The organism is Pseudomonas sp. RV120224-01b, assembly GCF_003208145.1.
GTDB classification, from domain to species: Bacteria; Pseudomonadota; Gammaproteobacteria; order Pseudomonadales; family Pseudomonadaceae; genus Aquipseudomonas; species Aquipseudomonas monteilii.
Genome location: NZ_QKMQ01000002.1, coordinates 369,042 through 393,888 on the forward strand (window position 1 = coordinate 369,042; position 24,847 = coordinate 393,888).

Here is a 24,847-nt window from a genome sequence, read left to right on the forward strand (position 1 = left end):
ACAATGCGAACAATTCTTACTACCAGTTGCGCTGTCATGCGCCGGAGTATCACGGTGACCAGCGCGCTTACATCGACGGTCGAAGGCCTTTACCACGCACACCACAACTGGCTCACCGGCTGGTTGCGTCGCCGTCTGGGCTGCCCGCACAGCGCCGCCGATCTGGCTCAGGACACCTACATGCGCCTGCTCCAGGCGCGCGAGGCGCCCCAGCTGGTGGAGCCGCGAGCGTTCCTTGCCACCGTCGCCAAGCGCGTATTGTGTAACCACTTCCGCCGCCAGGAACTGGAGCGCGCCTACCTGCAAGCGCTCGCACAGGTGCCGGAAGAAGTCGCACCGTGCGAGGAGCAGAAGGCGATCATTTTCGAGACTTTGCTGGAACTCGATCGCCTGCTGGACGACCTGCCGCCGTTGGTCAAACGCGCCTTCCTGCTGGCCCAGGTCGATGGCATGGGCCAAGGTGAAATCGCCCGGGAACTGGGCATCTCCCTGGCCACGGTCAAGCGCTACCTGAGCAAGGCGGCCATGCGCTGCTACTTCGCCCTGTGAACGCCTCGTTTTCCCCGCAAGTGGCCGAGCAGGCCGTGCACTGGCTGATCGAGTCGCAAGGCGATGATTTCGGCCAAGCGCAACAGCAGGCTTTCGACCGCTGGTTGCAGGCCGACCAAGAGCACCAGCGTGCTTGGTCGCATATCCAACAAGTGAACCAGCGGCTGCGCGGTGTGTCATCGCCAGTGGTGCACGCAACGCTGCAAGCCCCGCATTCGCCTGCCCGACGCCGGGCGCTCAAAGCTTTGCTGCTGGTGGGCGTGGCCAGTGCCACGGGGCTTGGCCTGCAACAGCACAACCCCCTTCCCGGGATGATGGCCGACTACCGCAGCCCGGTCGGTCAGCGCCGACGCATGCAACTGGGCGACGGCAGCGTGCTGCAACTCAACACCCGCAGCGCAGCCGATGTGCGTTTCGACGGGCAGCAGCGGTTGGTGCAACTGTTCGAAGGCGAACTGGCACTGCAAGTGGCCAGCGATGCACGGCCTTTGCGGCTACGTACTGGTGAAGGTGTATTGCACCTGGACAGCGGGCGCTTCAACGTACGCCAGTTCGACGGGTATAGCCTGGTGTCGGTGTTCGAAGGCGGGGCAAGCGCAGACGGGCAGCCGCTCATGGCCGGGCAACAGGCACGCTTCACCGGCGCCTGGCGCTCGGTGTCGGCACTCGACCGCAATGTCGGCGCCTGGGTCGACGGCATGCTGGTGGCGTCGCAGATGCGCCTGGCAGACTTCCTTGCCGAACTTGGGCGCTATCGCCATGGGCAACTGGGATGCAGCGAGCGGGTCGCCGACTTGCGCATTTCCGGGTCGTATCCGCTGGATGACAGTGAGCGCATCCTGCAGATGCTGGAGGTGGCATTGCCGGTGCGTGTGCGGCAGTTCACCCGCTATTGGGTGACGGTCGAGCCAAAAATCAGTTAGGGCCCGTACAGGCAAAATATTTTCATTTCGACTGAGCCATTTTCCCAACCTCGCGTGACAGACATGGCAGAACCCCTCTCTCAGGACCCGACCCATGCCGTTGCGCCCCAGCCCGTTCGTTCACGCCCTGCTGCTCACCACCACCCTCGGCCTGGCCATGCCCGCCGCCCATGCCGAAACCCGCAGCTACCACATCGCCGCCGGTTCGCTTGAAGACGCCCTCAACCAGTTCGGCCGCGAAAGCGGTGCACTGATCTCGTTCGGCTCGCAACTGACCCAAGGTATCAACACTCAGGGCCTGGACGGCCAGTACGACGTGCGCCAGGGCCTCGACATGCTGCTGCGCGGCAGCGGCCTGCAAGTACGGCAGGAAACCGACAACGCGTTCAGCCTGCAGCCCATCGCAGCCCCTGCTGCCGGCGCCGCAGTCGAGCTAGGGGCCTCCACCGTGGTCGGCGACTGGCTGGCCGAGGCGCAGCAGGACAACGTATTCGAGCACCCCGGCGCCCGTGACGTCGTGCGCCGCGAAGAATTCGAACGCAACGGTGCTACCACCGCCCGCGAAGTGCTCAACCGCATCCCCGGGGTCAACGCCCCCGACAACAACGGTACCGGCAGCCACGACCTGGCGCTGAACTTCGGCATCCGCGGCCTCAACCCGCGCCTGGCATCGCGCTCGACCGTGCTGATGGATGGCATCCCGGTGCCCTTCGCGCCGTATGGCCAGCCGCAGCTGTCGCTGGCACCGCTGAGCATGGGCAACATGGACGCCGTGGACGTAGTGCGCGGCGGCGGTGCGGTGCGCTACGGTCCGCAGAACGTCGGCGGCATCGTCAACTTCGTCACCCGGGCGATCCCTGAACAGGCCACGTTCAAGGCCGCCATGCAAAACCAGATCAGCCCGTCTTCCAGCCACGACGGTTTCAAGAACAGCGCCAACCTGCTGGTCGGTGGCACCAACGACAACGGCCTGGGCGGCGCCCTGCTGTACTCCGGTACCCGTGGAGGGGACTGGCGCGAACACAGCGACACGCAGATCGACGACCTGATCCTCAAGGGCAAGCTGCAACTGGACGAAGCCAACAGCCTGCACGCCATGGCCCAGTACTACGAGGGCGAGGCAGACATGCCTGGCGGCCTGAGCACTGCCGATTTCGACGCCGACCCTTACCAGTCCACGCGCCTGAAAGACAAGTTCTGGGGCCGCCGCACCCTGTTCAACTTCGGCTACGACTACAAGCAGGACGACCGCCAGTTCAGCGTCAACAGCTTCTTCACCAAGACCCTGCGCAGCGGCTACCTGGACCAGGGCAGCTTCGTCTCGCTGTCGCCACGCGAGTACTGGGTGCGTGGCATCGAAACCCGCTTCTCGCAGGGCGTGGCCCTGGGCGACAGCTGGCACGAGCTGGGCATCGGCTACCGTTACGTCAACGAAGCCGGCCACGAACTGCGCTTCCGCGAGCCGGTGAACGGCAACCTGCCCACCACCGCCAGCCGCAACGACCGCGACACCCGTGGCAGCACCGAAGCTCACGCCATCTACCTGGATGACCGCATCGACATCGGCCGCTGGACCATCACCCCGGGCGTGCGCTACGAGATGATCGACTCCGAACAGAGCAACAAGCTCAATGGCCAGCGCTACCAGGGCAGCTACAACACTGCGCTGCCAGCCCTGAACGTGATGTACCACCTGACCGACAGCTGGAACTTGTACGCCAACACCGAAGGCTCGTTTGGCAGCGTGCAGTACAGCCAGATGCCCAACCGGGTCAGCAGTGGCGAAGTGAAACCGGAAAAAGCGCGCACCTGGGAAGTGGGTACCCGTTACGACAACGGCGACCTGCAGGCCGAGATCGGCGCGTTCCTGATCAACTTCGACAACCAGTATGAAAGCAACCAGACCAACGACTCGGTGATCGCCCGTGGTGAAACCCGCCACCAGGGTATCGAGACCAGCGTCCGCTATGCGCTGGACGGCCTGAGCCCGGCCCTGGCCGGCTTCGACGTGCATGCCAGCTATGCGTTCGTCGACGCCACCATCCGTGAGGACGGGCCGAATAAAGGCAACCAGGTGCCGTTCTCGTCGCGCCACAAGGGCAACCTGGGCGTGGGCTACACCGAGGGCCCGTGGCAGCTGAACCTGGACGGCAGCTTCCAGAGCAGCCAGTACGCCGACAACGCCAACACCAGCACCGAAAGCGCCGATGGCAGCACCGGGCGCATTCCGGGCTACATGCTGGTCAGCACCCGCGCCGGGTACGACTTTGGCCCGCAGTTGTCGAACCTCAAGGTGGCAGTCGGGGTGAAGAATCTGTTCAACCGCGAGTACTACACGCGCTCTTACGATGACAACAACAAGGGCAAGTATGTGGGTGAACCACGTACTTTGTATGTGCAGACGTCGGTGGAATTCTGACCTGCAGCAAATGGGGGGCCGCTTTGTAGCCCCCTTTTGCAACAAGAAATTTATTTTCAAAAAGGGCTTGAATTCATTCCGCAGTTGCCTGACCTTAGAGTCAAGAGGCGCAGAAATTCCAAGGGTCTCAAGGGCCTAGGCGCGCCTCCATGCGAGCAAGCTGAATAAGGATTGAATCATGCAAATCCAGGTCAACAGCAGCAACCATTTCGAAGGCAACGCCCGGCTGGATCAGTGGGTCCGCAGCACACTGCAGAACTCGCTGGAACGTTACGAAGAAGACCTCACCCGCATCGAGGTTCACCTGCGCGACGAGAACGGCGCCAAGCCCGGACCGCATGACAAACGCTGCCAGATGGAGGCTCGCCCAAAAGGCCACCAACCGATTTCCGTGACCCACACCGCCACTTCGCTGGACCAGGCAGTCGACGGTGCCGCCACCAAGCTCAACCACGCGCTGGAACACTTCTACGGCAAGTTGCGCAGCAAGCGCGGCGCCCTGGAACTGAGTGACCCAGACGCCTGATCGGCAATGCAAAACGCCCGGCCTGAAGCCGGGCGTTTTTGTTTGTAGCGATCAACGGCAGTGAACCAACCCGCCGCGTTGCCAGTCAACTTCTGCACTCATTCGCTGCAGAAGCAAGAGCATGAACAACCCATTCGAACGAATCAGTGCTGCATTCGCCCCCGAATACCGGGTCAACCTGAGCATCACAAACCTCGACGGCAGCATCATGCTGACCCTGTCCGACGATGCCGGTGTGGTCGCCAGGCGCCTCGTCTCCCAGGCCCAGCGCAACGACCCGGTGCGCCTGCAGCGGGTGATCGACAGCATTCGCCTGGGCCTGGCCATCGAATTCAGCCAGAACCCCATGCAGGTGCTGGCCGCACTGACCCGCGACGCCCGTCACGAGCCGCGCCACTTCGTTGCCAACTGAGGGCTACTTGCCCTCCTCCACTTCCTTGCCGTTGGCATCCAGCACCTTGGTCGAGGGGTAGCGATACGAAGCGTAGCGCACCACCAGGATCGAGAACGCCAGCAGCAGGATGCCCCCGCACAGGTACAACAGCCCTTCGTCCGGCGCCTTGTGGTGCGAGACATCGCCGATCAGCAGGCGGGTCAGCGCGGTAATCGCCACGTACAGAAGGAAGCGGATCGGCATGTGGTTGGTCTTGAAGTAGATGCCAACCATCGCCCCCAGTTCCAGGTAGATGAACAGCAGCAGAATGTCATCGACACTGACCCCGCCCTTGCCAAGCATGTCCAGGAAGGTGACCACCGCCGCATAGGCGGTAATCGCGCCAATGCCGAACAGCGCCAGGTAATGGAAGGCCTCGACGCACAGGTTGCCCAGCGAGTCGGCCGAACCATGCAGGCCTTTGCGTAGCTTGTCTGCCCATTTGATGTTCACGATGTTCCATTCCCCGATACGTCTTTAAGGATGATGCGTCACCGGTGTGACGCTTGTGCCATGCAGTTAAAGGGCCAGGCCCTTGGCTTGGAAGGCGACCGATTGCCGCAAGGCACGTGTGGGTCAGGCTGAAGAATCAGGTTGCGCGATGATGGCAATGCCATTACTGTATGCGCATACAGTAAACTGCAACACAACCAGCAAAAGGCATAGAGGTGATGAATGGCCGTCGAAGTGGTGTACCGCAGCAGCCGCGACCCGGAGCGCTTGTTCATGGATAAGGCCGAAGCAGACCGTCACGACAAGATGCTCGAACTGGCCGAGCGCCTGGCCGAAGTGCTGCACAAGGCAGTGCCGTCGCTGACTGAGCAGCAGGTTGAGGAAGCCGGTATCTACATGGCCAAGAACCGCGATGTGTTTGCCCGGGCGTTCAAGAGCCAGCCGGATGCGTTGGCCGAGTTGCTGGAAGCGCCAGCAGTTGAGTGATTGCCTTCACCGGCCCTATCGCCGGCAAGCCAGCTCCCACAGGTACAGCGCCAACTTTGATGACGGCACAGTACCTGTGGGAGCTGGCTTGCCGGCGATAGGGCCAGTGCTAACAACACAAAGCCCATCAGCCATACAACAACCGCTCCGCCAACATCTGCGCCACCCGCGCCGGCGAACGCTTCTCCGCCTGGGCATGGCCAAACACTTCGGTCAGCCGTGACGGTATCCGCGCCAAGTGCGCGGTGATGGTGCCCAAATCCTCGCCACGATGAGTCAGCGCCACGTAGATCAACCCACCGGCATTGATCACGTAGTCAGGCGCATACAATATCCCGCGCGACTCCAGCTGGTCGGCCACCTGCAAGGTGGTCAGCTGGTTGTTCGCCGCCCCCGCCACCGCCGCACAACGCAACTGCATCACGCTTTGCCCGTTCAGCACTGGCCCCACCCCGCAAGGGGCGAAGATGTCGCAAGGGGTGCTGATCAACGCATCGTTGGTCACAGGCTTGGCATCGAACTGCTCCATCGCCAGCCGCACACGCCCTGGGTCCAGGTCGCTGACCAGCAACTCCGCGCCCACCGCATGCAGTTGCTCCGCCAACGCAAAACCGACATTGCCCAAGCCCTGCACCGCTACCCGCAGGCCTCTGAGGTCATCACTGCCCAGCCGGAACGAGGTGGTGGCGCGAATACCCGCGAACACCCCCATCGCCGCATGTGGCGAGGGATCACCCGATGCGGTGGTACTGGTCACATGGGGTGTGCTCTGAGCAATGCAGTCCATGTCCAGGGTCGAGGTGCCGCTGTCCACCGCGATGATGAAGCGCCCGTGCAAGGTATCGATGAAGCGGCCAAAGGCCTCGAACAGTGCGGCGCGGTTTTCCACATGCGGGTTGCGCATGATCACCGCCTTGCCACCGCCCAGTGGCAAGCCCGCCAACGCCGCCTTGTAGCTCATGCCCTGGGCCAGGCGAATGGCATCGGTCATGGCGCTTTCGTCATCGGCATAAGGCAGGTACCGGCACCCGCCCATGGCCGGGCCCAGTTGCTCACTGTGGATCGCCACAACCGCTTTCAGGCCCGTAGGCGGGTCGTTGAACAGGTGCAAGGACTGGGTACGCGTGCTTTGCATCAGAGCGAACATCGACAGGCCCCCCATGAGGTGCTCCCTCCAGTATAGGCACCGCCCTGAAGCTGATGCCGCTGCCGGACCACTGGACGAAACCGCGCGCCACGGCTAATACTCAAGCGTGTGTGGAGAAGCCCCATGAAGCCACGTCAAGCCTGCCTGGCCTGCCTGGAACGCGAGCCTGTCGCCCTGCTGGAAGCCGCATTGTGGATTGCCGCCGAGCACGACCGGAGTGTCGAGCCCGTGGCCAGCCTTGCCGTGCTGCAAGACCTGCAGCGCGATATCAGCACCAACCTGCCGATGCTGCCACTGTGCGAACTGGCCCAGCCGCTGCTGCGCCAGCTCAATGCGCTGGGCTTCCAGCAGGATGAGTACCACCCCCTGCGCCCGCAGGCAGCAATGATGGACAAGGTGCTGCAACGCCGCCGTGGCCAACCGCTGACCCTGGCCATCCTCGCCCTGGAGCTGGCCGGGCGCCTGTCCATTCCGCTGGAGGGTGTGGGCTTTCCTGGCCATTTCCTGCTGCGTGTACCGGGTGCCGACCACCTGCTCGACCCCTGCGGTGGCCGGCGCCTGTACCCCAACGATTGCCGTGAGCTGCTGGCCCGCCAATTCGGGCCGCATGTTGCGCTGACGGCCGAGCACATGCGCAGCACCACCCCGCTGCAGATGCTGCAACGCCTGTCCCGCAACCTGCGCCAGCTGCACATCAGCAACGACAACCACCTGGCGGCGTTGATCGATGCTGAACGGGTCATGCAGTTGGGGCCGGTGCAGGTCAGTGACTACATGACCCGCGCCTCGTTGTACCAGCATCTGGATTGCCCACAGGCCGAGCGCTTCGACCTGGAGCATGCGCTGCTACTGACAGAAGATCCGGCCCAGCGCCTGAAGCTGTCCGAACGCATCGGCAAGCTTCCGGCGGCGAACCGTTCGCTTCACTGAGCCGGGCTGTCCGGCTGCTGGGCGGGGTGGGCCTGTGTGAACGCCGGATGCCCGGCGGCCAGTGCGGCAACCCGCAGGATACGCGGGAAGCTGCTCAGGTCGATGTTGAAGCGTTCGGCGGCATACAGCTGCGGGATCAGGTACACATCCGCCAGCCCCGGTTGATCACCGAAACAAAAGCCTTGATCACCAATCAGTTGCTCCACTGCTGCCAACCCTTGGCTGATCCAGTGGCCGATCCATTGATTGACCTGCCCCTCGTCCTGCCCGGCCTGGCGCAGCCGGTTGAGCACGCTCACGTTGTGCAGCGGGTGGATGTCGCAGCCAATGATTGCCGCTACACCGCGCACTTTGGCACGCGCCTCGGCCGTGGCCGGCAGCAACGCGGGCTGTGGATAAACCTCTTCCAGGTACTCGATGATTGCCGGTGACTGCACCAGCAATTCACCGCCATCGGTGCGCAAGGCCGGTACGCGGCCCTGTGGGTTGATGGCAACATAGCCCGCCCCACGCTGCTCACCCTGCAACAGGTTGACCGGCAGGGACTGGTAAGCCAGCCCCTTCAGTGCCAGGGCAATGCGCACCCGGTAGGACGAGGTGGAACGGTAATAGGTGTACAGCTCCATGCCCGCCTCTCCTCAGTTGGCCGCGATGACCGTGCCACGGCATTCGCCGAAGCCGATGCTGGCCACGCCGTCGCGCGTGCAACGTGCACGCAGGATGATTTCGTCGCCGTCTTCGAGGAACTTGCGCACCTCGCCGCTGGCCAGTTCCACCGGCAGCTTGCCGCCCTCGGTGATCTCCAGCAGGCTGCCGAACGAACCTGGCGTGGCACCCGACAAGGTGCCCGAACCGAACAGATCGCCTGGTTGCAGCTGGCAGCCGTTGACGCTGTGGTGCGCCACCAGCTGCGCCACGGTCCAGTACATGCTGCGGGTGTTGCTCAGGGTCAGGCGGTGTGGGGCAACGCCCTGCTCACGCATGCGCTGGGTCAGCAGCAGCACTTCAAGCTCGATATCGTAGGCACCGGCGGCCTGGTCGCGCTTGTCCAGCAGGTACGACAGTGGCTGTGGGTCGCCTTCCGGGCGCGCCGGCTGGGCGCAGCGGAACGGCTCCAGCGCCTCGGCAGTGACCACCCAGGGGGAAATGGTGGTGATGAAGCTCTTGGACAGGAACGGCCCCAGGGGCTGGTATTCCCAGGCCTGGATATCGCGCGCCGACCAGTCGTTGAGCAGGCACAGGCCAGCCACGTGCTCGGCGGCATCGCCTACCGGGATCGCCTGCCCCATGTCATTGCCCTGGCCAATCCAGATGCCCAACTCCAGTTCGTAGTCCAGGCGTGCGCAAGGGCCGAAGCTCGGCTCGGTGTGCCCGGCCGGCAAGGTCTGGCCCTTGGGCCGGCGCACATCGGTGCCCGATGGGCGGATGGTGGAGGCGCGGCCGTGATAACCGATCGGCACGTACTTGTAGTTGGGCAGCAGCGGATTATCGGGGCGGAACAGCTTGCCCACGTTTTTGGCGTGTTCGATGCCGACGTAGAAGTCGGTGTAGTCACCGATCTGCGCGGGCACATGCAGTTGGCAGTCGCTGGCCGGGATCAGCGCCTTCTTCAACGCCGACTGGTGCTCGCTGTGCTCGCCAAGCAGCGCCTGCAAACGCTCGCGCAGCGCCACACGGGCGCTGCGGCCCAAGGCGAAGAATGCGTTCAGCGCGCCACCGCGGGTGGCTTCGACGGCAGACTTGGCAGCACCGTCGAACAGGCCGGCAGCCAGCACCGCTTCCAGGTCGAGGATTGCGTCACCGATGGCCACGCCACAGCGTTTGGCTTCACCCGGCCGGCTGAAAATACCCATCGGCAGGTTCTGCAGCGGGAAGTCGCTGTGCCCGTTGGCGTGCTCGACCCAGCTACGGGCATTGGCAGTGTGGTTCATGGGTTATCTCCGGTTCGGGTTGAAGGTGCTCGGCAAGGTGGCCCAGCAACTATCGTAGTCGGCCTGCAATTGCGGGCATTCAAGGGCTTGCTGGCTCGGGCGCAGCACTTGGCTGGTCTCGAACATGAAAGCCATGGTGTTGTCGATCTTGTGCGGCGCCAGGTCGGCGGCAATGGCCTTTTCGCAGGTTTCGGCGTCGGGGCCATGGGCGCTCATCACCCCGTGCAACGAAGCACCACCCGGCAGGAAGCCTTCGGCCTTGGCATCGTAGGCACCGTTGATCAGGCCCATGAACTCGTTCATCAGGTTGCGGTGGAACCAAGGTGGACGGAAGGTGTTCTCGGCCACCATCCAGCGTGGCGGGAAGATCACGAAGTCCATGTTGGCCAGGCCATGTACGCTGGTCGGCGAAGTCAGCACGGTGAAGATCGACGGGTCCGGGTGGTCGAAGCTGACGGTACCGATGGTGTTGAAGCGGCGCAGGTCGTATTTGTAAGGCACGTTGCTGCCGTGCCAAGCGACCACGTCCAGCGGCGAATGTTGCAGTTCACAAGCCCAGTGCTCGCCCAGGAACTTTTGCACCAGTTGCACCGGCCCTTCGGCTTCTTCGTAGTGCGCCACCGGGGTGAGGAAGTCGCGCGGGTTGGCCAGGCCATTGCTGCCGATCGGGCCCAGGTCCGGGATGCGCAGCGGCGCGCCATGGTTTTCGGCGATGTAGCCGCGGGCCTGGCCATCGAGCAGTTCGACACGGAACTTCATGCCGCGAGGAATCACCGCGATCTCCAGCGGTTCGACCTCCATCACGCCCAGCTCGGTGGCAATGCGCAGGCGGCCCAGCTCCGGCACCAGCAGCAGTTCACCGTCGGCGTTGAAGAAAACACGCTCCATGGAACGGTTGGCGCGGTAGATGTAGATACTCACACCGGCCGGCTTTTCCGCCGCAGCGTTGGCCACCATCGGCAGCCAGCCCTCGATGAAGTCGGTCGGTTCGGCAGGGATCGGCTGCGGGCTCCAGCGCAGGCGATTGGGGTTGATCCCACCCAACGGCCCGCTCAGCGGCTGGCGCGCCAGGCGCTCGAAACGTGGGTGCAGTGCAGACGGGCGAATACGATAAAGCCAGGTACGGCGTAGCTCACTGCGGGCCATGGTGAACGCCGTGCCCGAGAGCAATTCGGCATATAGCCCATAGGGCGCCTTCTGTGGCGAGTTCTGCCCGACCGGCAAAGCCCCTGGCAGTGCTTCGCTGGCAAATTCGTTGCCGAAGCCGCTGAGGTAGTGAAGGTCGGGTGAGGTGTCGCGATTCATCGATGCCTCCGGGCTCTGGCCGAGCCGTTGCGGGCAGCTGGCTGCTGGCCCGGTGTGGGGTGGCAGCGCGTCTGCATTGTTTTTATCGTAATCAGATTACGAATAACGTAATTTGCCCCGCGCTTGGCGTCAAGCTATAAAGGCCCGACTTGAAGAATCCGGAAGCAGATATCCATGACCAAAGCCAGCTCCCCCGCCGACAACGGCAAGCAGAAAGTCCGCTCGGCGGAGGTCGGCACCGACATCCTGAAGGCGCTTGCAGAGCTCTCTCCTTCCACTTCGCTGTCACGCCTGGCGGAACATGTGCAAATGCCGGCGAGCAAGGTGCACCGTTATCTGCAGGCGTTGATTGCCAGTGGCTTTGCGGAGCAGGACAGCGCCACCAACCATTACGGTTTGGGTCGCGAAGCATTGCGGGTGGGGTTGGCGGCGCTGGGCAGCATCGATGTGTTGAAGATTGCCGCCCTGCCGCTGTCGCAATTGCGCGATGAACTGAACGAGAGCTGCTTCATTGCCGTGTGGGGTAACCAGGGCGCGACCGTGGTCAGCATTGAACCGGCAGTGCGTGCGGTCACCGTGGTCACGCAAATCGGCTCGGTGCTACCGCTGCTTACCTCCTCTACCGGCCTGGTGTTCGCCGCCTACCTGCCCGAGCGCGAGACCGTGGAGTTGCGCGACCGCGAGCTGGCCGCCCTGCACCACAATGCAGAGGACTACCAGGCGGTATTGGCCGGCATTCGCGACCGTGGGCTGCACCATGTGCACGGCCTGCTGATGCCAGGTGTGGATGCGTTGTCGGCACCAGTGTTCAATGCCTTGGGGCAGGTTGTGGCCGTGATGACCGTGGTCGGGCCAACGTCGATTTTTCATGCCGACGAACATGGGCCGGCGGCGCAACGGCTGCTGGCGGCGGCCCGAGAGACCAGCTGGCGCATGGGCTATTCGCCGGCCGCGTGAGCGCCTGCAGCACTATTGCCCGATACGTAAAGGTGAATGTCATAAGCAGCTATTTTTCCTACAGGATCAAGCGCTTATTCTTAACTCACTGGCCGGCATGAAGGGCTCTTCCCCCCCCGCCTTTCAGGCCTGCGAGGTTCACCGACGTAGATTTTGAAGCTCCTTGATCTAACGTCTCGATTGGCCGCTGTGGCTTCCAGCGGCCTTTTTTTTTGCCCAGAAAAACCTGCGCTCTCGACGGGCTTGCACGGCCCCGGTAGAGCGTCCTCGTGTCGAGAAAGGGCCGCAAAGCGGCCCCAACAGGTTTACTTGCGGGCCACCCCATCGGCCCGGAACATCTGCCGGATCCCGCGAATGGCCTGGCGAATGCGATCCTGGTTTTCGATCAGGGCAAAGCGCACATGGTCATCGCCATAGTCACCAAAGCCGATCCCCGGCGACACGCACACCTTGGCCTCGGCCAGCAGTTTCTTGGAAAACTCCAGCGACCCCAGGTGCGCATACTGCTCCGGAATCTTCGCCCACACGTACATCGAGGCCTTGGGGTTCTCGACCATCCAGCCCAGTTCGTGCAGCCCCTTTACCAGCAGGTTGCGACGCTGGCGGTATTGCTCGGCGATGTCGCGCACGCACTGCTGGTCACCTTCCAGCGCAGCGATGGCAGCGACCTGCAGCGGGGTGAAGGTGCCGTAATCGTGATAGCTCTTGATCCGCGCCAAGGCACTGACCAGCTCGGGGTTACCGACCATGAAGCCGATCCGCCAGCCCGCCATGTTGTAGCTTTTGGACAGGGTGAAGAACTCCACCGCAATGTCCTTGGCGCCGGGCACCTGCATGATCGACGGGGCTTTCCAGCCGTCGTAGACGATGTCGGCGTAGGCCAGGTCGTGCACCACCAGCACGTTGTACTGCTTGGCCAACGCCACCACGCGCTCGAAGAAGTCCAGCTCCACGCATTGGGCAGTAGGGTTGGACGGGAAACCGAGGATCATCATCTTCGGCTTTGGGATCGACTCGCGGATCGCCCGCTCCAGCTCGTTGAAGAAGTCCACGCCCGGCACCAGCGGCACCGAACGCACCTGGGCACCGGCAATGACCGCACCGTAGATATGGATCGGGTAGCTGGGGTTGGGCACCAGTACCGTGTCGCCCTGGTCGAGGGTGGCCAGCATCAGGTGCGCCAGGCCCTCTTTGGAGCCGATGGTGACGATGGCTTCGCTTTCCGGGTCGATGTCGACCTCGTAGCGTTCCTTGTACCAGTTGGAAATGGCCCGGCGCAGGCGCGGGATACCGCGAGAGGTGGAGTAGCCGTGGGTGTCTTCACGCTGGGCAACCTGCACCAGCTTCTCGACGATGTGCGGCGGGGTGGCGCCATCGGGGTTGCCCATGCTCAGGTCGATGATGTCCTCGCCACGGCGGCGGGCAGCCATCTTGAGTTCGGCAGTGATATTGAAGACGTAAGGGGGGAGACGATCGATGCGCGCAAAGCGGCGCGGCGAACCTGGGTTGGCCATGGCTTCCTCTGAGTACGTAAGCGCCCGGAACCGTCCGAGCGACGTTGGCCGATGTGGCGGCCTGGATCAGAAGATAGTGCCGAAACAGGATACCTGTAAAGGACAATTTCCTGTTTTGTTAGAATTTTTCAGATGTATTTTTTGAAAATAAGAAATTTATGTTTTCAGGGCCGGCCCTATCGCCGGCAAGCCAGCTCCCACAGGTACTGCACAGGCCTTGGGAACTGCGCAGTACCTGTGGGAGCTGGCTTGCCGGCGATAGGGCCGGAACAGGCACAAAAAAACCCCGGCACAATGGCCGGGGTTTTTGGTGAAGCACTCGCCTCGATCAGCGTGCGTAGGTCATCAGCACGTCCGCAGCAGTCTGGCTGTCCACGCCCATCATCACGCTCAGGGCAGTGACGGTGAGGATGGAGAAGCCGAACACTTTACGGGCCCACTTGCTGTCGTCCTCGGCCTTGTAGCCGCCCCATGCCATGTACAGCCAGTAAAGGCCCATGGCTGCTGCCACGGCCAGGTAGCCGAGGCCGGCGTAACCGCCGAGGGTAAGCATCAAGGTGGCGAGCACGAAGGCCAGCACGTACAGCACGATCTGCTTCTTCGCCGCCAGGACGCCACGAGCCACCGGCAGGACCGGAATGTTGGCAGCGCTGTAATCCTTGAAGCGGAAGATGGCGATGGCAAAGCTGTGCGGCATCTGCCACAGGCTGAACATCACCAGCAGGGTCACTGCAGCCAGGTCGAAGCTGTTGCTCACGGCGCAGTAGCCGATCACCGGAGGCATGGCACCAGACAGGCTGCCGACCAAGGTGCCGTGCACCGATTTACGCTTCAGCCACAGGCTGTAGAAACCGACGTAGACGATGAAGCCGATCAGCGCACAGAACGCCGACAGCGGGTTGGCCTGGACATACAGCAGGCTGAAACCCGCCACCCCGAGCAGGGTGGCGTAGATCAGTGCGAAGGGCAGCGACATGCCGCCCTGCACCATGACGCGGTTCTTGGTGCGCTCCATCTTGTGGTCGATGTCACGGTCGATGCAGTTGTTGAACACGCATCCGGACGCCACCACCAGCGAAGTACCGATCACCACCGCCAGGAACAGGGCGAAATCCACATGGCCCTTCGAGGCAAGGAAGAAACCGCCTGCCACGGAAAGCACGTTACCGAAAATGATCCCCGGTTTGGTGATTTGGATAAAGTGCTTAACGGACATGCAGTCTTACCTCACTTGGCCAACATTTCGAAGTGGATGCTGAACATGATCCACAGCGACAGGCCGACAAGCAGAGCGATCACCAGGGTGGTGAACAGGAACGTCGATACGTTGTTGCGTTGCTCTTTCGAGCGGTCCATGTGCAGGAAGTAAACCAGGTGAACAACTACCTGGATCACGGCCATGGCAACGATGATCAGAACGGTCAGGTTCTTCGGCAGGCTGGCGGTCATGGCCAGGCCGAACGGGATCGCGGTCAGGATGATCGACAGTACAAAGCCGATCATGTACGACTTGACGCTGCCGTGGTTACCTTCGTGATGAGTGTCGTGTGCGTTAGCCATTACAGAACTCCCAGCAGGTAAACGACGGTGAATACGCAGATCCAGACCACGTCCAGGAAGTGCCAGAACAGGCTCAGGCAGCTCATGCGGGTCTTGGCGGTCGGCGTGATGCCGTGCTTGTTGATCTGGTACATCATGATTGCCATCCAGATCAGACCAGCAGTCACGTGCAGACCGTGGGTGCCTACCAGGGCGAAGAAGCCCGACAGGAAGCCACTGCGCTGCGGGCCGAAGCCTTCGCTGATCAGGTGATGGAATTCATAGATTTCCATCGCGATGAAGCCTGCACCGAACAGGAAGGTCACAGCCAACCAGCCCAGTACGCCTGCTTTCTTGCCATCGAACATCTTCAGCATGGCGAAGCCGAAGGTGATCGAGGACAGCAGCAGGAACAGCGTTTCAACAGCTACGAAATCGAGCTGGAAGATGTCATGACCCGACGGGCCGCCGGCAAAACTGCCGGACAGCACCGCGTAGGTAGCGAAGAGCGACGCAAACAGGATGCAGTCGGTCATCAGGTACAGCCAGAAGCCCAGTACGGTCATCTGGCCCGAGTCGTGGTGGTGGTCGTCATGCCCATGGTCGTGACCATGAGCAGCGCCGCCGTGCATTACTTGACTGGACATTGATTACACCCGCTCAAACGATTCGACACGTGCGCCGGCAGGCAGAGCACCTGCTTTGGCCAGCGCTTTCATACGCTCGCCTTCGATGCGCGCCACTTCTTCGGCTGGAACCATGTAGCCCTGGTCGTCACGTGCAGCGTGGCGAACGAAGACAGCGATGGTTGCAACCAGGCTTGCGCCAACCAGCCACCAGATGTGCCAGATGAAGGCAAAGCCGAAGACGGTCAGGAACAGGCCCATGAACAAACCGGTGGAGGTGTTGCTCGGCATGTGGATAGCGTCGAACTTGGTCGCTGGCTTGTAAGCCTTGCCGCTTTCCTTGGTTTCGTGCCAGGCGTCCAGGCCAACCTGCTCAGGCATGTGAGCGAAGTTGTAGAACGGAGGTGGCGACGAAGTGGACCATTCCAGAGTACGGCCGCCCCATGGGTCGCCGGTCACGTCCAGGTTCTGGTTGCGGTCGCGAACCGATACGTACAGCTGGATCAGCTGGCAAGCGATACCGAACAGGATCAGCACGGCGCCGACAACGGCTACGTACAGGTAGGGTTCCCACAGTGGGTTGTCGGAGTGGTTCAGACGACGGGTCATGCCCATGAAGCCCAGGGCGTACAGCGGCATGAACGCAACGTAGAAGCCCGACAGCCAGAACCAGAAGGCAGCTTTGCCCCACTTCTCGTTCAGGGTGAAGCCGAAGGCTTTCGGGAACCAGAAGGCGAAACCGGCGATGTAGCCGAATACCGCGCCACCGATGATCACGTTGTGGAAGTGCGCAATAACGAACAGGCTGTTGTGCAGGACGAAGTCAGCACCTGGAACGGCCAGCAGTACGCCGGTCATGCCACCGATGGAGAAGGTGACCATGAAGCCCAGGGTCCAGAGCATCGGTGCGGTGAAGCGCACACGGCCTTGGTACATGGTGAACAGCCAGTTGAACAGCTTCACACCGGTCGGAATGGAGATCAGCATCGTCGCCAGGCCGAAGAAGGTGTTGACGCTGGCGCCGGCACCCATGGTGAAGAAGTGGTGCAGCCATACCGCAAAGCCCAGGATGGCGATCGCGCCCGATGCGTAGATCATCGAGTGGTGGCCGAACAGGCGTTTGCCAGAGAACGTCGAGGTAACTTCCGAGAACACGCCGAAGGCCGGCAGGATCAGGATGTAAACCTCAGGGTGACCCCACGCCCAGAACAGGTTGACGTACATCATCGGGTTCCCACCAAGCTCGTTGGTGAAAATGTGGAAGTCCAGATAACGGTCAACAGTCAGCAGCGCGAGTGCAGCAGTCAGGATCGGGAACGAAGCAACGATCAGTACGTTGGCCCAGGTGCAGGTCCAGGTGAAGATCGGCATGTCCATCAGCTTCATGCCAGGTGCGCGCATCTTCATCACGGTGACGAGGAAGTTCACGCCGGTAAGCGTTGTACCCAATCCGGATAGCTGTAGCGCCCAGATGTAGTAGTCAACGCCCACCCCAGGGCTGTACTGAATGCCCGCGAGCGGCGGATAGGCAACCCAGCCGGTCTTGGCGAATTCACCAACGCCCAGCGAGATGTTGACCAGCAGCACGCCTGCCAGCAGCAGGTAGAAGCTCAGGGAGTTCAGGAACGGGAAGGCAACGTCACGTGCACCGATCTGCAGAGGAACCGCCAGGTTCATCAGGCCGGTGAAGAACGGCATCGCCATGAAGATGATCATGATCACACCGTGAGCGGTGAAGATCTGGTCATAGTGTTCAGGCGGCAGGTAGCCTTCGGAGCCACCGGTTGCGGCAGCCAGCTGGGTACGCATCATGATGGCGTCGGCAAAGCCGCGCAGCAGCATGATCATCGCGACGATGATGTACATCACGCCGATCTTTTTGTGGTCGACAGTAGTCAGCCACTCGCTCCACAAGTAGGTCCACTTGCGGAAATAGGTGATAAGACCGACGACAGCGATACCGCCGAGCGCGATCATGGCAAGCGTCACCATGACTATCGGCTCGTGATAGGGTATCGCCTCCAGGCTTAGTTTACCGAACATCTCTTACTCCTCTGCACCGGCAGCTGGTTGCATACTCGATTCCACACCCTTGGTTGTGGCCAGGTCTTTGCTGCCTGCTTCTTCGTGGCTACGACCGCGGTTCATGCCTTCGTACTTGTCGACGATCAGCTGGAACTGCTCAGGCGAAGCCTCGCTGTACAGCGCGACTGGGTTGTTTTCGCTTGGTTTGGCCAAGGCGTCGTATTCGGCCTTGTCCAGCTTCTTCGGCGACTGCTTGACCTCGGCGACCCACTTGTCGAAGTCTTCCTGGGAGGTGGCAGTAGCCTTGAATTTCATGCCGGTGAAGCCAGCACCGCTATAGTTGGCGCTGATACCGTCGAACTCGCCGTTTTCGTTGGCGATCAGGTGCAGCTTGGTGGTCATGCCGGCCATGGCGTAGATCTGGCCGCCCAGGCCCGGGATGAAGAACGAGTTCATCACGGCGTCGGAAGTGACGCGGAAGTTGACCGGGGTGTTAGCCGGGAAGACGATCTTGTTGACCGTGGCAATGCCCTGCTCCGGGTAGATGAACAGCCACTTCCAGTCCAGCGCGACCACGTCGATCTGCACCGGCTTCACATCGGAATCCAGTGGACGGTATGGGTCCAGCTTGTGGGTGGAGTGGTAGGTGACGTAACCCAGGGCGATGATGATCAGGATCGGGATGATCCACACCGCGGCCTCGATCTTGGTCGAGTGCGACCAGTCAGGGGTGTAGGTGGCTGCCTTGTTGGAAGCACGGTACTTCCAGGCGAACGCCAGGGTCATGATGATGACAGGGATTACCACCAGCAGCATCAGGCCGGTAGCGATCAGGATCAGGTTCTTTTGCTCAATGCCGACCTGGCCCTTCGGGTCGAGCAGGGTCCAGTTGCACCCACTGAGTAAAAGCATGCCTAAAAAGGGCAATATGCCAAACAGTCTGGGGTAACGCTTTTTACTCATCTCACGACCTCTAGATCAGCTTGCTTCAATGCAATTTGTGTTTTGGTAGCCAACACTTCGTCCTGCCAAGTGAGGCATTTCGCGCCCGTACTCGCTCCTGCCTGGGGTCCGACTGCAGGACCTTGGCTTCGAGCGTGTTAGCGGTGCTTATGGTTTCGTAGGCAACAGGCCTGTACTTCAGACCAAGTCCATTTGGTGCGGGAAAACGCGGAGGGGGGTCCGCCCGGTATCGCCGTTGGGCGAAACTTGACGAAGTCAGCAAAAAGGAGCGCTGGGGCTTCCTTCAATCCTGCGACTCGCAAGCAGTGCCGAACGGAAATTGGGGGCGATTGTAGTTAGGTCGCCAACCCTTGACTATGACTTATTGAGCAACAGTCTTTTACAGAATCCGTAACAATGATGCTCAATAATTCAACTTCGCGACAGTTTGTCGCACCCCGCTTGCCAGGCCTCAAAGCCGCATTCTACAAGGCTTCGGGATTGATCCAGGTCAAGCGGCGAGCAACTTTTCCCTCTTCTCATGCGGCGTAAAAGCCCCCATGCAATTCGGGACTTTTGTCTAAGCCTGGCGTCGGTTGCGGTAGATACCGAGCGGAACCAGAATGGCGGTCAGCACGAACGCTACCAGTGCCCACTGCGCCAGTGACAAACCGAGGATCGGCGGGTACGGCGTGCTGCAGAAGCCGTCGACCTGGAACGCCAGCGGCCAGAGCTTGGCCAGTGGCAGGTCGTCCACGATCGGTTGCAGGGTGTCGATGCCACAACTGACCATGGGGTTGGCGAGTATATACACATGGTTGCCCGCCGCAATGATTCCGCCAATGGCACTGAGCACCACCAGCACCTCGAAGAAGGTCAGGCTACGGCGCCCGGGCATCGCGGCGGCGATGAACGCGAACACGGCAATGAACAGCAGCGCGTAACGCTGCAGGATGCACAGCGGGCAAGGCGCCTCGCCCAGTACCACTTGCATATAGAGGGCGCCGCCGATCAGCGAGAGGCAGATCAGGCCCAACAGCACCAGAAAGCGCCGTTCCCGATTCAGGCGCGATGTTTGTTCGTTCATTGCCGGTTCCTTCGATGGATAGTGGCAGCGTGGTCCGCCTGCCTGGGCGCAAGTCTACACGCTGGGCATGGCCTGTGAGCATGCCGAGGGAGCGGCGCGGTAGCACTGCGCAGGGCTATCCGGTGAGGCTGAGACCGACCGCAACGGCGTCGGTTCAACGCCGGGCGGCAAAAAAGCGGCTGCCCGGGTGCCGCGCAGGGGCAAGCCCCTCGACACCCGGGAGTGAAGGATACCGTGATTAACGGAGGATTAATGATGAAAGCGGCGAGCCCGGTTTCATCTTTCCTTATATATAGGCAGAAGGTGTGTACTGCCTGTACCGGCCTCTTCGCGGGCAAGCCCCCTCCCACAGTGATAGCGCAGCTTTCAAAGCCTGTGCAGTACCTGTGGGAGCGGGCTTGCCCGCGAAGAGGCCGATACAGGCGCTACATCATTCCAAGGCAGCCGCCGGCCCGAAGAACTCGTAACGGCTCTGCTGCTCCGGCACACCCAGCCCTTTCAACTGACGCTTCACCGCCGCCATGAACCCCTTGGGCCCAAGGAAGTAGGCATCCACATCACGCGCCTGCGGCAGCCACTCGGCCAGCAGGTCTTCGCTCAGCAAGCCCACAGCATCCGCCGCTGCGCCCCCCTCCGGCTCGGCATAGCAGTAGAAGCGCTTGAGCTGCGGGTGACGCGCCGCCAGGCCATCGACCCATTCACGGAAGGCATGCACCGCGCCGTTACGCGCACAGTGAATGAAATGCACCTCGCGCCGGGTTTGCAGCGCCGCCTGCAACATGGCCAGCGTCGGGGTAATACCCACGCCTCCGCTAATCAGCACCAGCGGCTTGTCGCTGGCCGCCAGGGTGAAGTCGCCCGCAGGCGGGAACAGTTGCAGGGTATCGCCCACCACCAGCTCATCGTGCAGGTAGTTGGACACCTTGCCGCCCACCTCGCGCTTGACGCTGATGCGGTACTCCCTGCCATCGCACAGCGCCGACAGCGAATAGTTGCGGCGCTGTTCGGCACCGTCGATGTCCAGCTTCAGGCCAATGTATTGGCCAGGCTCGGCCTTGAGCACCGGTTTACCATCCACCGGGGCAAAGTAGAACGAAACGATTTCGCTGCTTTCCTGCTCGCGGCGCACCAGGCGGAATTCGCGGGTACCACGCCAGCCGCCCTCGGCTTCTTCCTTCTGTTTATAGAGGCTTTCTTCAGCGCCAATCAGGATGTCGGCCAGCTGGCCATAGGCCGCGCCCCAGGCCTCGATCACCTCAGGGGTAGCGATTTCCTTGCCCAGTACTTCCTCGATGGCGCGCAGCAGGCAGCTGCCGACGATCGGGTAGTGCTCCGGCAGAATCTGCAGGGCAACGTGCTTGTTGATGATCTGCCCTACCAATCCCCCCAGCTGCTCCAGTTGGTCAATGTGGCGCGCATACATCAGCACACCGTTGGCCAAAGCACGTGGCTGGTCGCCACTAGCCTGGTGGGCCTGGTTGAACAGCGGGCGTACCTCGGGGTACTCGCTGAGCATCATCTTGTAGAAGTGGGTGGTCAGCGCTTCGCCGCCGCTTTCCAGCAGGGGTACAGTGGCCTTGATGATTGCACGTTGTTCGGCATTGAGCATTGCGACAACTCCTGAGCCTGTGGCTTCAAATGACTGCCTTGGGTATTTCAGCAATCGTGCCAACTTTTATCGCCAGTAAAATCAGGAGGTTGACGCCAATCATGTCAAAACGACCCACCTCGTCGTATAGTCATATCGACCCATAGGAGTCTTTATGACCGCAAAGCCATTGCTCACCACCCTGCTGCCCCTGGTCAGCGACCTCTCCCGCGACTTGCCCGACCAGGAGCGCTACCGCCGCTTGCTGCAAGCCATGCGCGGGCTACTGCCGTGCGATGCCGCCGCGCTGCTGCGCCTGGATGGTGAATGGCTGGTGCCGCTGGCGGTGGATGGCCTGAGCCCTGACACCTTGGGTCGACGCTTCCGGGTCAGCGAGCACCCGCGCTTCCAGATACTGCTCAGCCGCCCGGAGCCCACTCGTTTCGCCAGCGACTCCGAACTGCCCGACCCTTACGATGGCCTGGTCAACGCCCCCGATGCCGACCTGGAAGTGCACGACTGCATGGGTTGCCCGTTGATGGTTGATGAGCGCCCCTGGGGCCTGGTCACCCTCGATGCCCTCACCCCCGGGCAGTTCCAGAGCCTGGAGCTGGATGCCCTGCAAGCCTTCGCCAGCCTGGCCGCCGCTACCGTTACCGTGGCCGAACGCATTGAGCACCTGGCCCTGCGCGCCGAAGACGAACACCTGCGGGCCGAAATCTACCGCCAGGCCAGCGGCCAGGATAAAGAGCTGATTGGCCAGAGCCCGGCGCATAAGCGCCTGGTGGAGGAAATCCGCCTGGTCGGCGGCAGCGACCTGACTGTTCTGATCACTGGCGAAACGGGCGTTGGCAAGGAACTGGTGGCCCAGGCCCTGCACCAGGCCAGCAACCGGGCCGACAAGCCACTGGTCAGCCTCAACTGCGCCGCCCTGCCCGATACCTTGGTGGAAAGCGAACTCTTCGGCCACGTACGCGGCGCCTTCACTGGCGCGCACGGCGAGCGCCGGGGCAAGTTCGAGCTGGCCAACGGCGGCACGTTGTTCCTCGACGAAGTGGGCGAACTGCCGCTAACGGTGCAAGCCAAACTGTTGCGTGTGCTGCAAAGCGGCCAACTGCAGCGCCTGGGCTCGGACCGCGAGCACCGTGTGGACGTGCGCCTGATCGCCGCCACCAACCGTGACCTGGCCACAGAAGTACGCAATGGCAACTTCCGCGCCGACTTCTATCACCGCCTCAGTGTGTACCCGTTGCACGTACCGCCCTTACGCGAACGTGGGCGAGATGTGTTGTTATTAGCTGGCTACTTCCTCGAACAGAACCGTTCACGCCTGGGCCTGAACAGCCTGCGCCTAAGTAGCGAAGCCCAGGCCGCGCTGCTGGCCTATGAGTGGCCAGGCAACGTGCGCGAACTGGAACACCTGATCGGCCGCTCGGCCCTCAAGGCACTGGGCCAGCACCCCGACCGGCCACGCATTCTCACGCTTGAAGCCGTCGACCTGGACCTGCGCGCGGTGCTCGTAACCCCAAACGCCCTGCCCTCCCCCGCAGCCCCTGCCCAACTGGCACCATTGCCTGAAGGCGGCCTGCGCGAAGCGGTCGACCTCTACCAGCGCCAAGTGATCGAAGCCTGCCTGCAACGGCACCAGGATAATTGGGCGGCAGCGGCCCGCGAGCTGGGCCTGGACCGCGCAAACCTGAGCCGGCTGGCCCGCCGGCTGGGGCTTCGCTGAGGCTCACCTACAAAAGGATTAACCCAGAAAGCCATCTGGTTGCTTCCCGCCTGGCTGCTATATCTCCCTAACCACCCGAATTTCGACTGCCTGGTCGAGACTGCGCGGAACGCCCCAGCAAGGGCTCTGTGACGCAGGTTGTGGCTCGAACGGTTCGGGCCGGGGGATCCGGATACCAGCAGGGAGCATCCATGGACAACATCGTCGTCGCCGATAAGCAAACCGAAGTCGCCACTCAGAGCGCCTGGGGCAATATCAACCTCAAAGGGCCAGGCGTCGTGCAGATGCCGGTAGCCCCCGACAAGGTGGCCACTGTTACCCAACGCGGGCAAGACCTGATCATCACCCTGAAGTCGGGTGAAAAGGTCACCATCGGCAACTTCTTCGCCGTGGACCAGGCCGGGGTCGGCAGCGATATTGTCTTCGTCGGCGAAGACGGCACCCTGTGGCACGCGCAATACGATGCAACGGCCTTCACCGGCTTTACCTTCGAGGACGTGACCTCGCTGGACGACCTGGTTGCGGGTATCGGCACCGCCGGTAGTGCCATGCCAACCTGGGCGATTGCCGGGCTGAGCCTGCTCGGTGTCGGCGGCGCGGCAGCAGCGGCAGATAACAACAGTGGCAGTAGCAGTGGTGGCTCGGCCCCCGATACCACCGCACCGGCCACGCCCATTGACCTGCTGGTGTCGCCGGATGGCCTGCGCCTGACCGGCCGTGGTGAAGCAGGCACCACAGTGAGCATCCGTGATGCTGCCGGCAACCTGATCGGCAGCGGCACCGTGGGTGCCGACGGCACCTTCGACGTGACGTTGAACCCGCCGCAGATTAACAGCGAAAACCTTGAAGTCACCCTGACCGATGGCGCCGGCAACGTCTCGACGCCTGGCACAGTCACCGCCCCGGACGTGACTGCGCCGCTTGCACCTGCCGACCTTGCCATCAATGAACAGGGCACCACCCTCACCGGCCGTGCAGAACCCGGCTCTACGGTTTCGGTGCGGGGGGCCGACGGGGTGCTGCTGGGCTCAGCCGTGGCCGGTGCAGACGGCCAGTTCAGCATCACCCTGCAACCGCCACAGACCGAAGGCCAGGCTTTGGAGGTCAGCGCCAAGGACGCAGCCGGCAACACCTCGCCTTCGGCCAGTATTTCAGCGCCAGACGTCGAGACACCTGATACGACCGCCCCAGACCAGCCCACCAACCTCGCCCTTGCCAGCGGCGTAACCCTCACTGGCCGCGGTGAACCGGGGACCACCGTGCAGGTGCGTGATGCCGCTGGCAACATCATTGGCACAGGCTTGGTCGGTGCCGACGGGCTGTTCAGCGTCACGCTGTCGCCCGCCCAGGCCAACGGCGAAGCGCTGGACATACGCCTGGTGGATGCTGCCGGCAACAGCTCGATCCCGCTTGAATTCACAGCACCCGACATTACCCCGCCAAGTGCAGTCAGCGACATCCTGGTCGGCAGTGGCGGCCTGGCCCTGAGCGGCCGAGGTGAACCGGGTGCCACCGTCGAAGTCCGCGATGCCAACGGCACCGTGATCGGTACCGGGGTGGTCGGGGCCAATGGCACCTTCCTCATCAACCTTGATCCGGCGGTACAACCGGGTGACCAGCTGAGCCTGGTGCAGACCGATCCCAGTGGCAACGCCTCCGTTGCCCTCGAATACGATGTGCCACTGACCACCGCGCCAGACAGCCCGAGCAATCTGGCCATCGATGCCGATGGCAC

The 24,847-nt window shown here is 62.2% G+C and carries 23 protein-coding genes; 10 read left to right on the forward strand and 13 right to left on the reverse strand.

Annotated features, from left to right (window positions below; genetic code table 11):
• The first annotated feature begins 36 nt into the window (after positions 1–36).
• From N436_RS04980 to N436_RS05000, 5 genes are all read left to right on the forward strand, one after another.
• Positions 37–549 (forward strand): sigma-70 family RNA polymerase sigma factor, encoded by a 513-nt coding sequence (locus N436_RS04980; RefSeq protein ID WP_177410249.1) that lies wholly within the window; start codon positions 37–39, stop codon positions 547–549.
• Entirely contained in the window at positions 546–1,472 is a 927-nt protein-coding gene (locus N436_RS04985) for a FecR domain-containing protein (protein ID WP_110740530.1), read from the forward strand. The genes N436_RS04980 and N436_RS04985 overlap by 4 nt, the downstream gene beginning before the upstream one ends.
• Positions 1,473–1,566: 94 nt before the next feature.
• Positions 1,567–3,891, forward strand: a complete 2,325-nt coding sequence (gene fecA / locus N436_RS04990) for a TonB-dependent Fe(3+) dicitrate receptor FecA (protein WP_110740531.1) — start codon at positions 1,567–1,569, stop codon at positions 3,889–3,891.
• A gap of 178 nt (positions 3,892–4,069) precedes the next feature.
• On the forward strand, positions 4,070–4,417 hold the full coding sequence (locus tag N436_RS04995; protein ID WP_105945688.1) for an HPF/RaiA family ribosome-associated protein: 348 nt from the start codon (positions 4,070–4,072) through the stop codon (positions 4,415–4,417).
• 121 nt (positions 4,418–4,538) lie between these two features.
• Positions 4,539–4,829 carry a DUF3509 domain-containing protein gene (locus N436_RS05000; protein ID WP_105945687.1) on the forward strand — a complete coding sequence of 97 codons (291 nt, stop codon included), beginning with the start codon at positions 4,539–4,541 and terminating at the stop codon, positions 4,827–4,829.
• A gap of 3 nt (positions 4,830–4,832) precedes the next feature.
• On the opposite strand, the gene N436_RS05005 is transcribed toward N436_RS05000, so the two are convergent.
• On the reverse strand, positions 4,833–5,303 hold the full coding sequence (locus N436_RS05005) for a phosphate-starvation-inducible protein PsiE (RefSeq protein ID WP_016713487.1): 471 nt from the start codon (positions 5,301–5,303) through the stop codon (positions 4,833–4,835).
• 222 nt (positions 5,304–5,525) lie between these two features.
• Here N436_RS05005 and N436_RS05010 point away from each other — a divergent pair, with 222 nt between their 5' ends.
• Complete coding sequence (locus tag N436_RS05010) at positions 5,526–5,789, forward strand: YebG family protein (RefSeq protein ID WP_105945686.1); 264 nt, start codon at positions 5,526–5,528, stop codon at positions 5,787–5,789.
• A gap of 127 nt (positions 5,790–5,916) precedes the next feature.
• On the opposite strand, the gene N436_RS05020 is transcribed toward N436_RS05010, so the two are convergent.
• Complete coding sequence (locus tag N436_RS05020; protein WP_025753991.1) at positions 5,917–6,936, reverse strand: Glu/Leu/Phe/Val dehydrogenase dimerization domain-containing protein; 1,020 nt, start codon at positions 6,934–6,936, stop codon at positions 5,917–5,919.
• 123 nt (positions 6,937–7,059) lie between these two features.
• On the opposite strand from N436_RS05020, the gene N436_RS05025 reads away from it, so the two are divergent.
• On the forward strand, positions 7,060–7,866 hold the full coding sequence (locus tag N436_RS05025) for a SirB1 family protein (RefSeq protein WP_105945685.1): 807 nt from the start codon (positions 7,060–7,062) through the stop codon (positions 7,864–7,866).
• Here the strand turns inward: N436_RS05025 and maiA are convergent.
• From maiA to hmgA, 3 genes are read right to left on the reverse strand one after another with little or no spacing between them, the layout of a single operon-like run.
• Positions 7,860–8,492 (reverse strand): maleylacetoacetate isomerase, encoded by a 633-nt coding sequence (gene maiA, locus N436_RS05030; protein WP_105945684.1) that lies wholly within the window; start codon positions 8,490–8,492, stop codon positions 7,860–7,862. The genes N436_RS05025 and maiA overlap by 7 nt on opposite strands.
• A gap of 12 nt (positions 8,493–8,504) precedes the next feature.
• On the reverse strand, positions 8,505–9,797 hold the full coding sequence (gene fahA, locus N436_RS05035) for a fumarylacetoacetase (RefSeq protein ID WP_105945683.1): 1,293 nt from the start codon (positions 9,795–9,797) through the stop codon (positions 8,505–8,507).
• A 3-nt stretch (positions 9,798–9,800) separates the two neighbouring features.
• A complete protein-coding gene (gene hmgA / locus N436_RS05040; RefSeq protein WP_060499739.1) occupies positions 9,801–11,102 on the reverse strand; it encodes a homogentisate 1,2-dioxygenase in 1,302 nt (433 codons plus the stop codon).
• Between the two features lie 174 nt (positions 11,103–11,276).
• Between hmgA and N436_RS05045 the strand changes: the two genes are divergently transcribed.
• The gene (locus tag N436_RS05045; RefSeq protein WP_060499738.1) at positions 11,277–12,059 is read left to right on the forward strand and encodes an IclR family transcriptional regulator; all 783 of its coding nucleotides are present in this window, start codon (positions 11,277–11,279) and stop codon (positions 12,057–12,059) included.
• Positions 12,060–12,364: 305 nt separating this feature from the next.
• Here N436_RS05045 and alaC read toward each other — a convergent pair whose 3' ends face one another.
• From alaC to hmpA, 8 genes are all read right to left on the reverse strand, one after another.
• On the reverse strand, positions 12,365–13,573 hold the full coding sequence (gene alaC, locus N436_RS05050; RefSeq protein ID WP_105945681.1) for an alanine transaminase: 1,209 nt from the start codon (positions 13,571–13,573) through the stop codon (positions 12,365–12,367).
• A 328-nt stretch (positions 13,574–13,901) separates the two neighbouring features.
• Complete coding sequence (gene cyoE / locus N436_RS05060; protein WP_110740533.1) at positions 13,902–14,789, reverse strand: heme o synthase; 888 nt, start codon at positions 14,787–14,789, stop codon at positions 13,902–13,904.
• Between the two features lie 11 nt (positions 14,790–14,800).
• Positions 14,801–15,133: a cytochrome o ubiquinol oxidase subunit IV gene (gene cyoD, locus N436_RS05065; protein WP_003248599.1), complete on the reverse strand. Its 333-nt coding sequence runs from the start codon at positions 15,131–15,133 to the stop codon at positions 14,801–14,803.
• Positions 15,133–15,759, reverse strand: a complete 627-nt coding sequence (gene cyoC, locus N436_RS05070; protein WP_012051225.1) for a cytochrome o ubiquinol oxidase subunit III — start codon at positions 15,757–15,759, stop codon at positions 15,133–15,135. The genes cyoD and cyoC overlap by 1 nt, the downstream gene beginning before the upstream one ends.
• Positions 15,760–15,762: 3 nt before the next feature.
• Positions 15,763–17,781, reverse strand: a complete 2,019-nt coding sequence (gene cyoB / locus N436_RS05075; RefSeq protein ID WP_016713238.1) for a cytochrome o ubiquinol oxidase subunit I — start codon at positions 17,779–17,781, stop codon at positions 15,763–15,765.
• 3 nt (positions 17,782–17,784) lie between these two features.
• Positions 17,785–18,726 (reverse strand): ubiquinol oxidase subunit II, encoded by a 942-nt coding sequence (cyoA, locus tag N436_RS05080; RefSeq protein ID WP_012270558.1) that lies wholly within the window; start codon positions 18,724–18,726, stop codon positions 17,785–17,787.
• 559 nt (positions 18,727–19,285) lie between these two features.
• Entirely contained in the window at positions 19,286–19,792 is a 507-nt protein-coding gene (locus tag N436_RS05090) for a disulfide bond formation protein B (RefSeq protein ID WP_016713239.1), read from the reverse strand.
• Positions 19,793–20,222: 430 nt separating this feature from the next.
• Entirely contained in the window at positions 20,223–21,401 is a 1,179-nt protein-coding gene (hmpA, locus tag N436_RS05095) for an NO-inducible flavohemoprotein (RefSeq protein WP_110740534.1), read from the reverse strand.
• Between the two features lie 154 nt (positions 21,402–21,555).
• Here hmpA and norR point away from each other — a divergent pair, with 154 nt between their 5' ends.
• Positions 21,556–23,112 (forward strand): nitric oxide reductase transcriptional regulator NorR, encoded by a 1,557-nt coding sequence (norR, locus tag N436_RS05100; protein WP_110740535.1) that lies wholly within the window; start codon positions 21,556–21,558, stop codon positions 23,110–23,112.
• Between the two features lie 191 nt (positions 23,113–23,303).
• A partial coding sequence (locus N436_RS05105) for an Ig-like domain-containing protein (protein ID WP_146232675.1) occupies positions 23,304–24,847 on the forward strand: 1,544 nt, incomplete at its 3' end.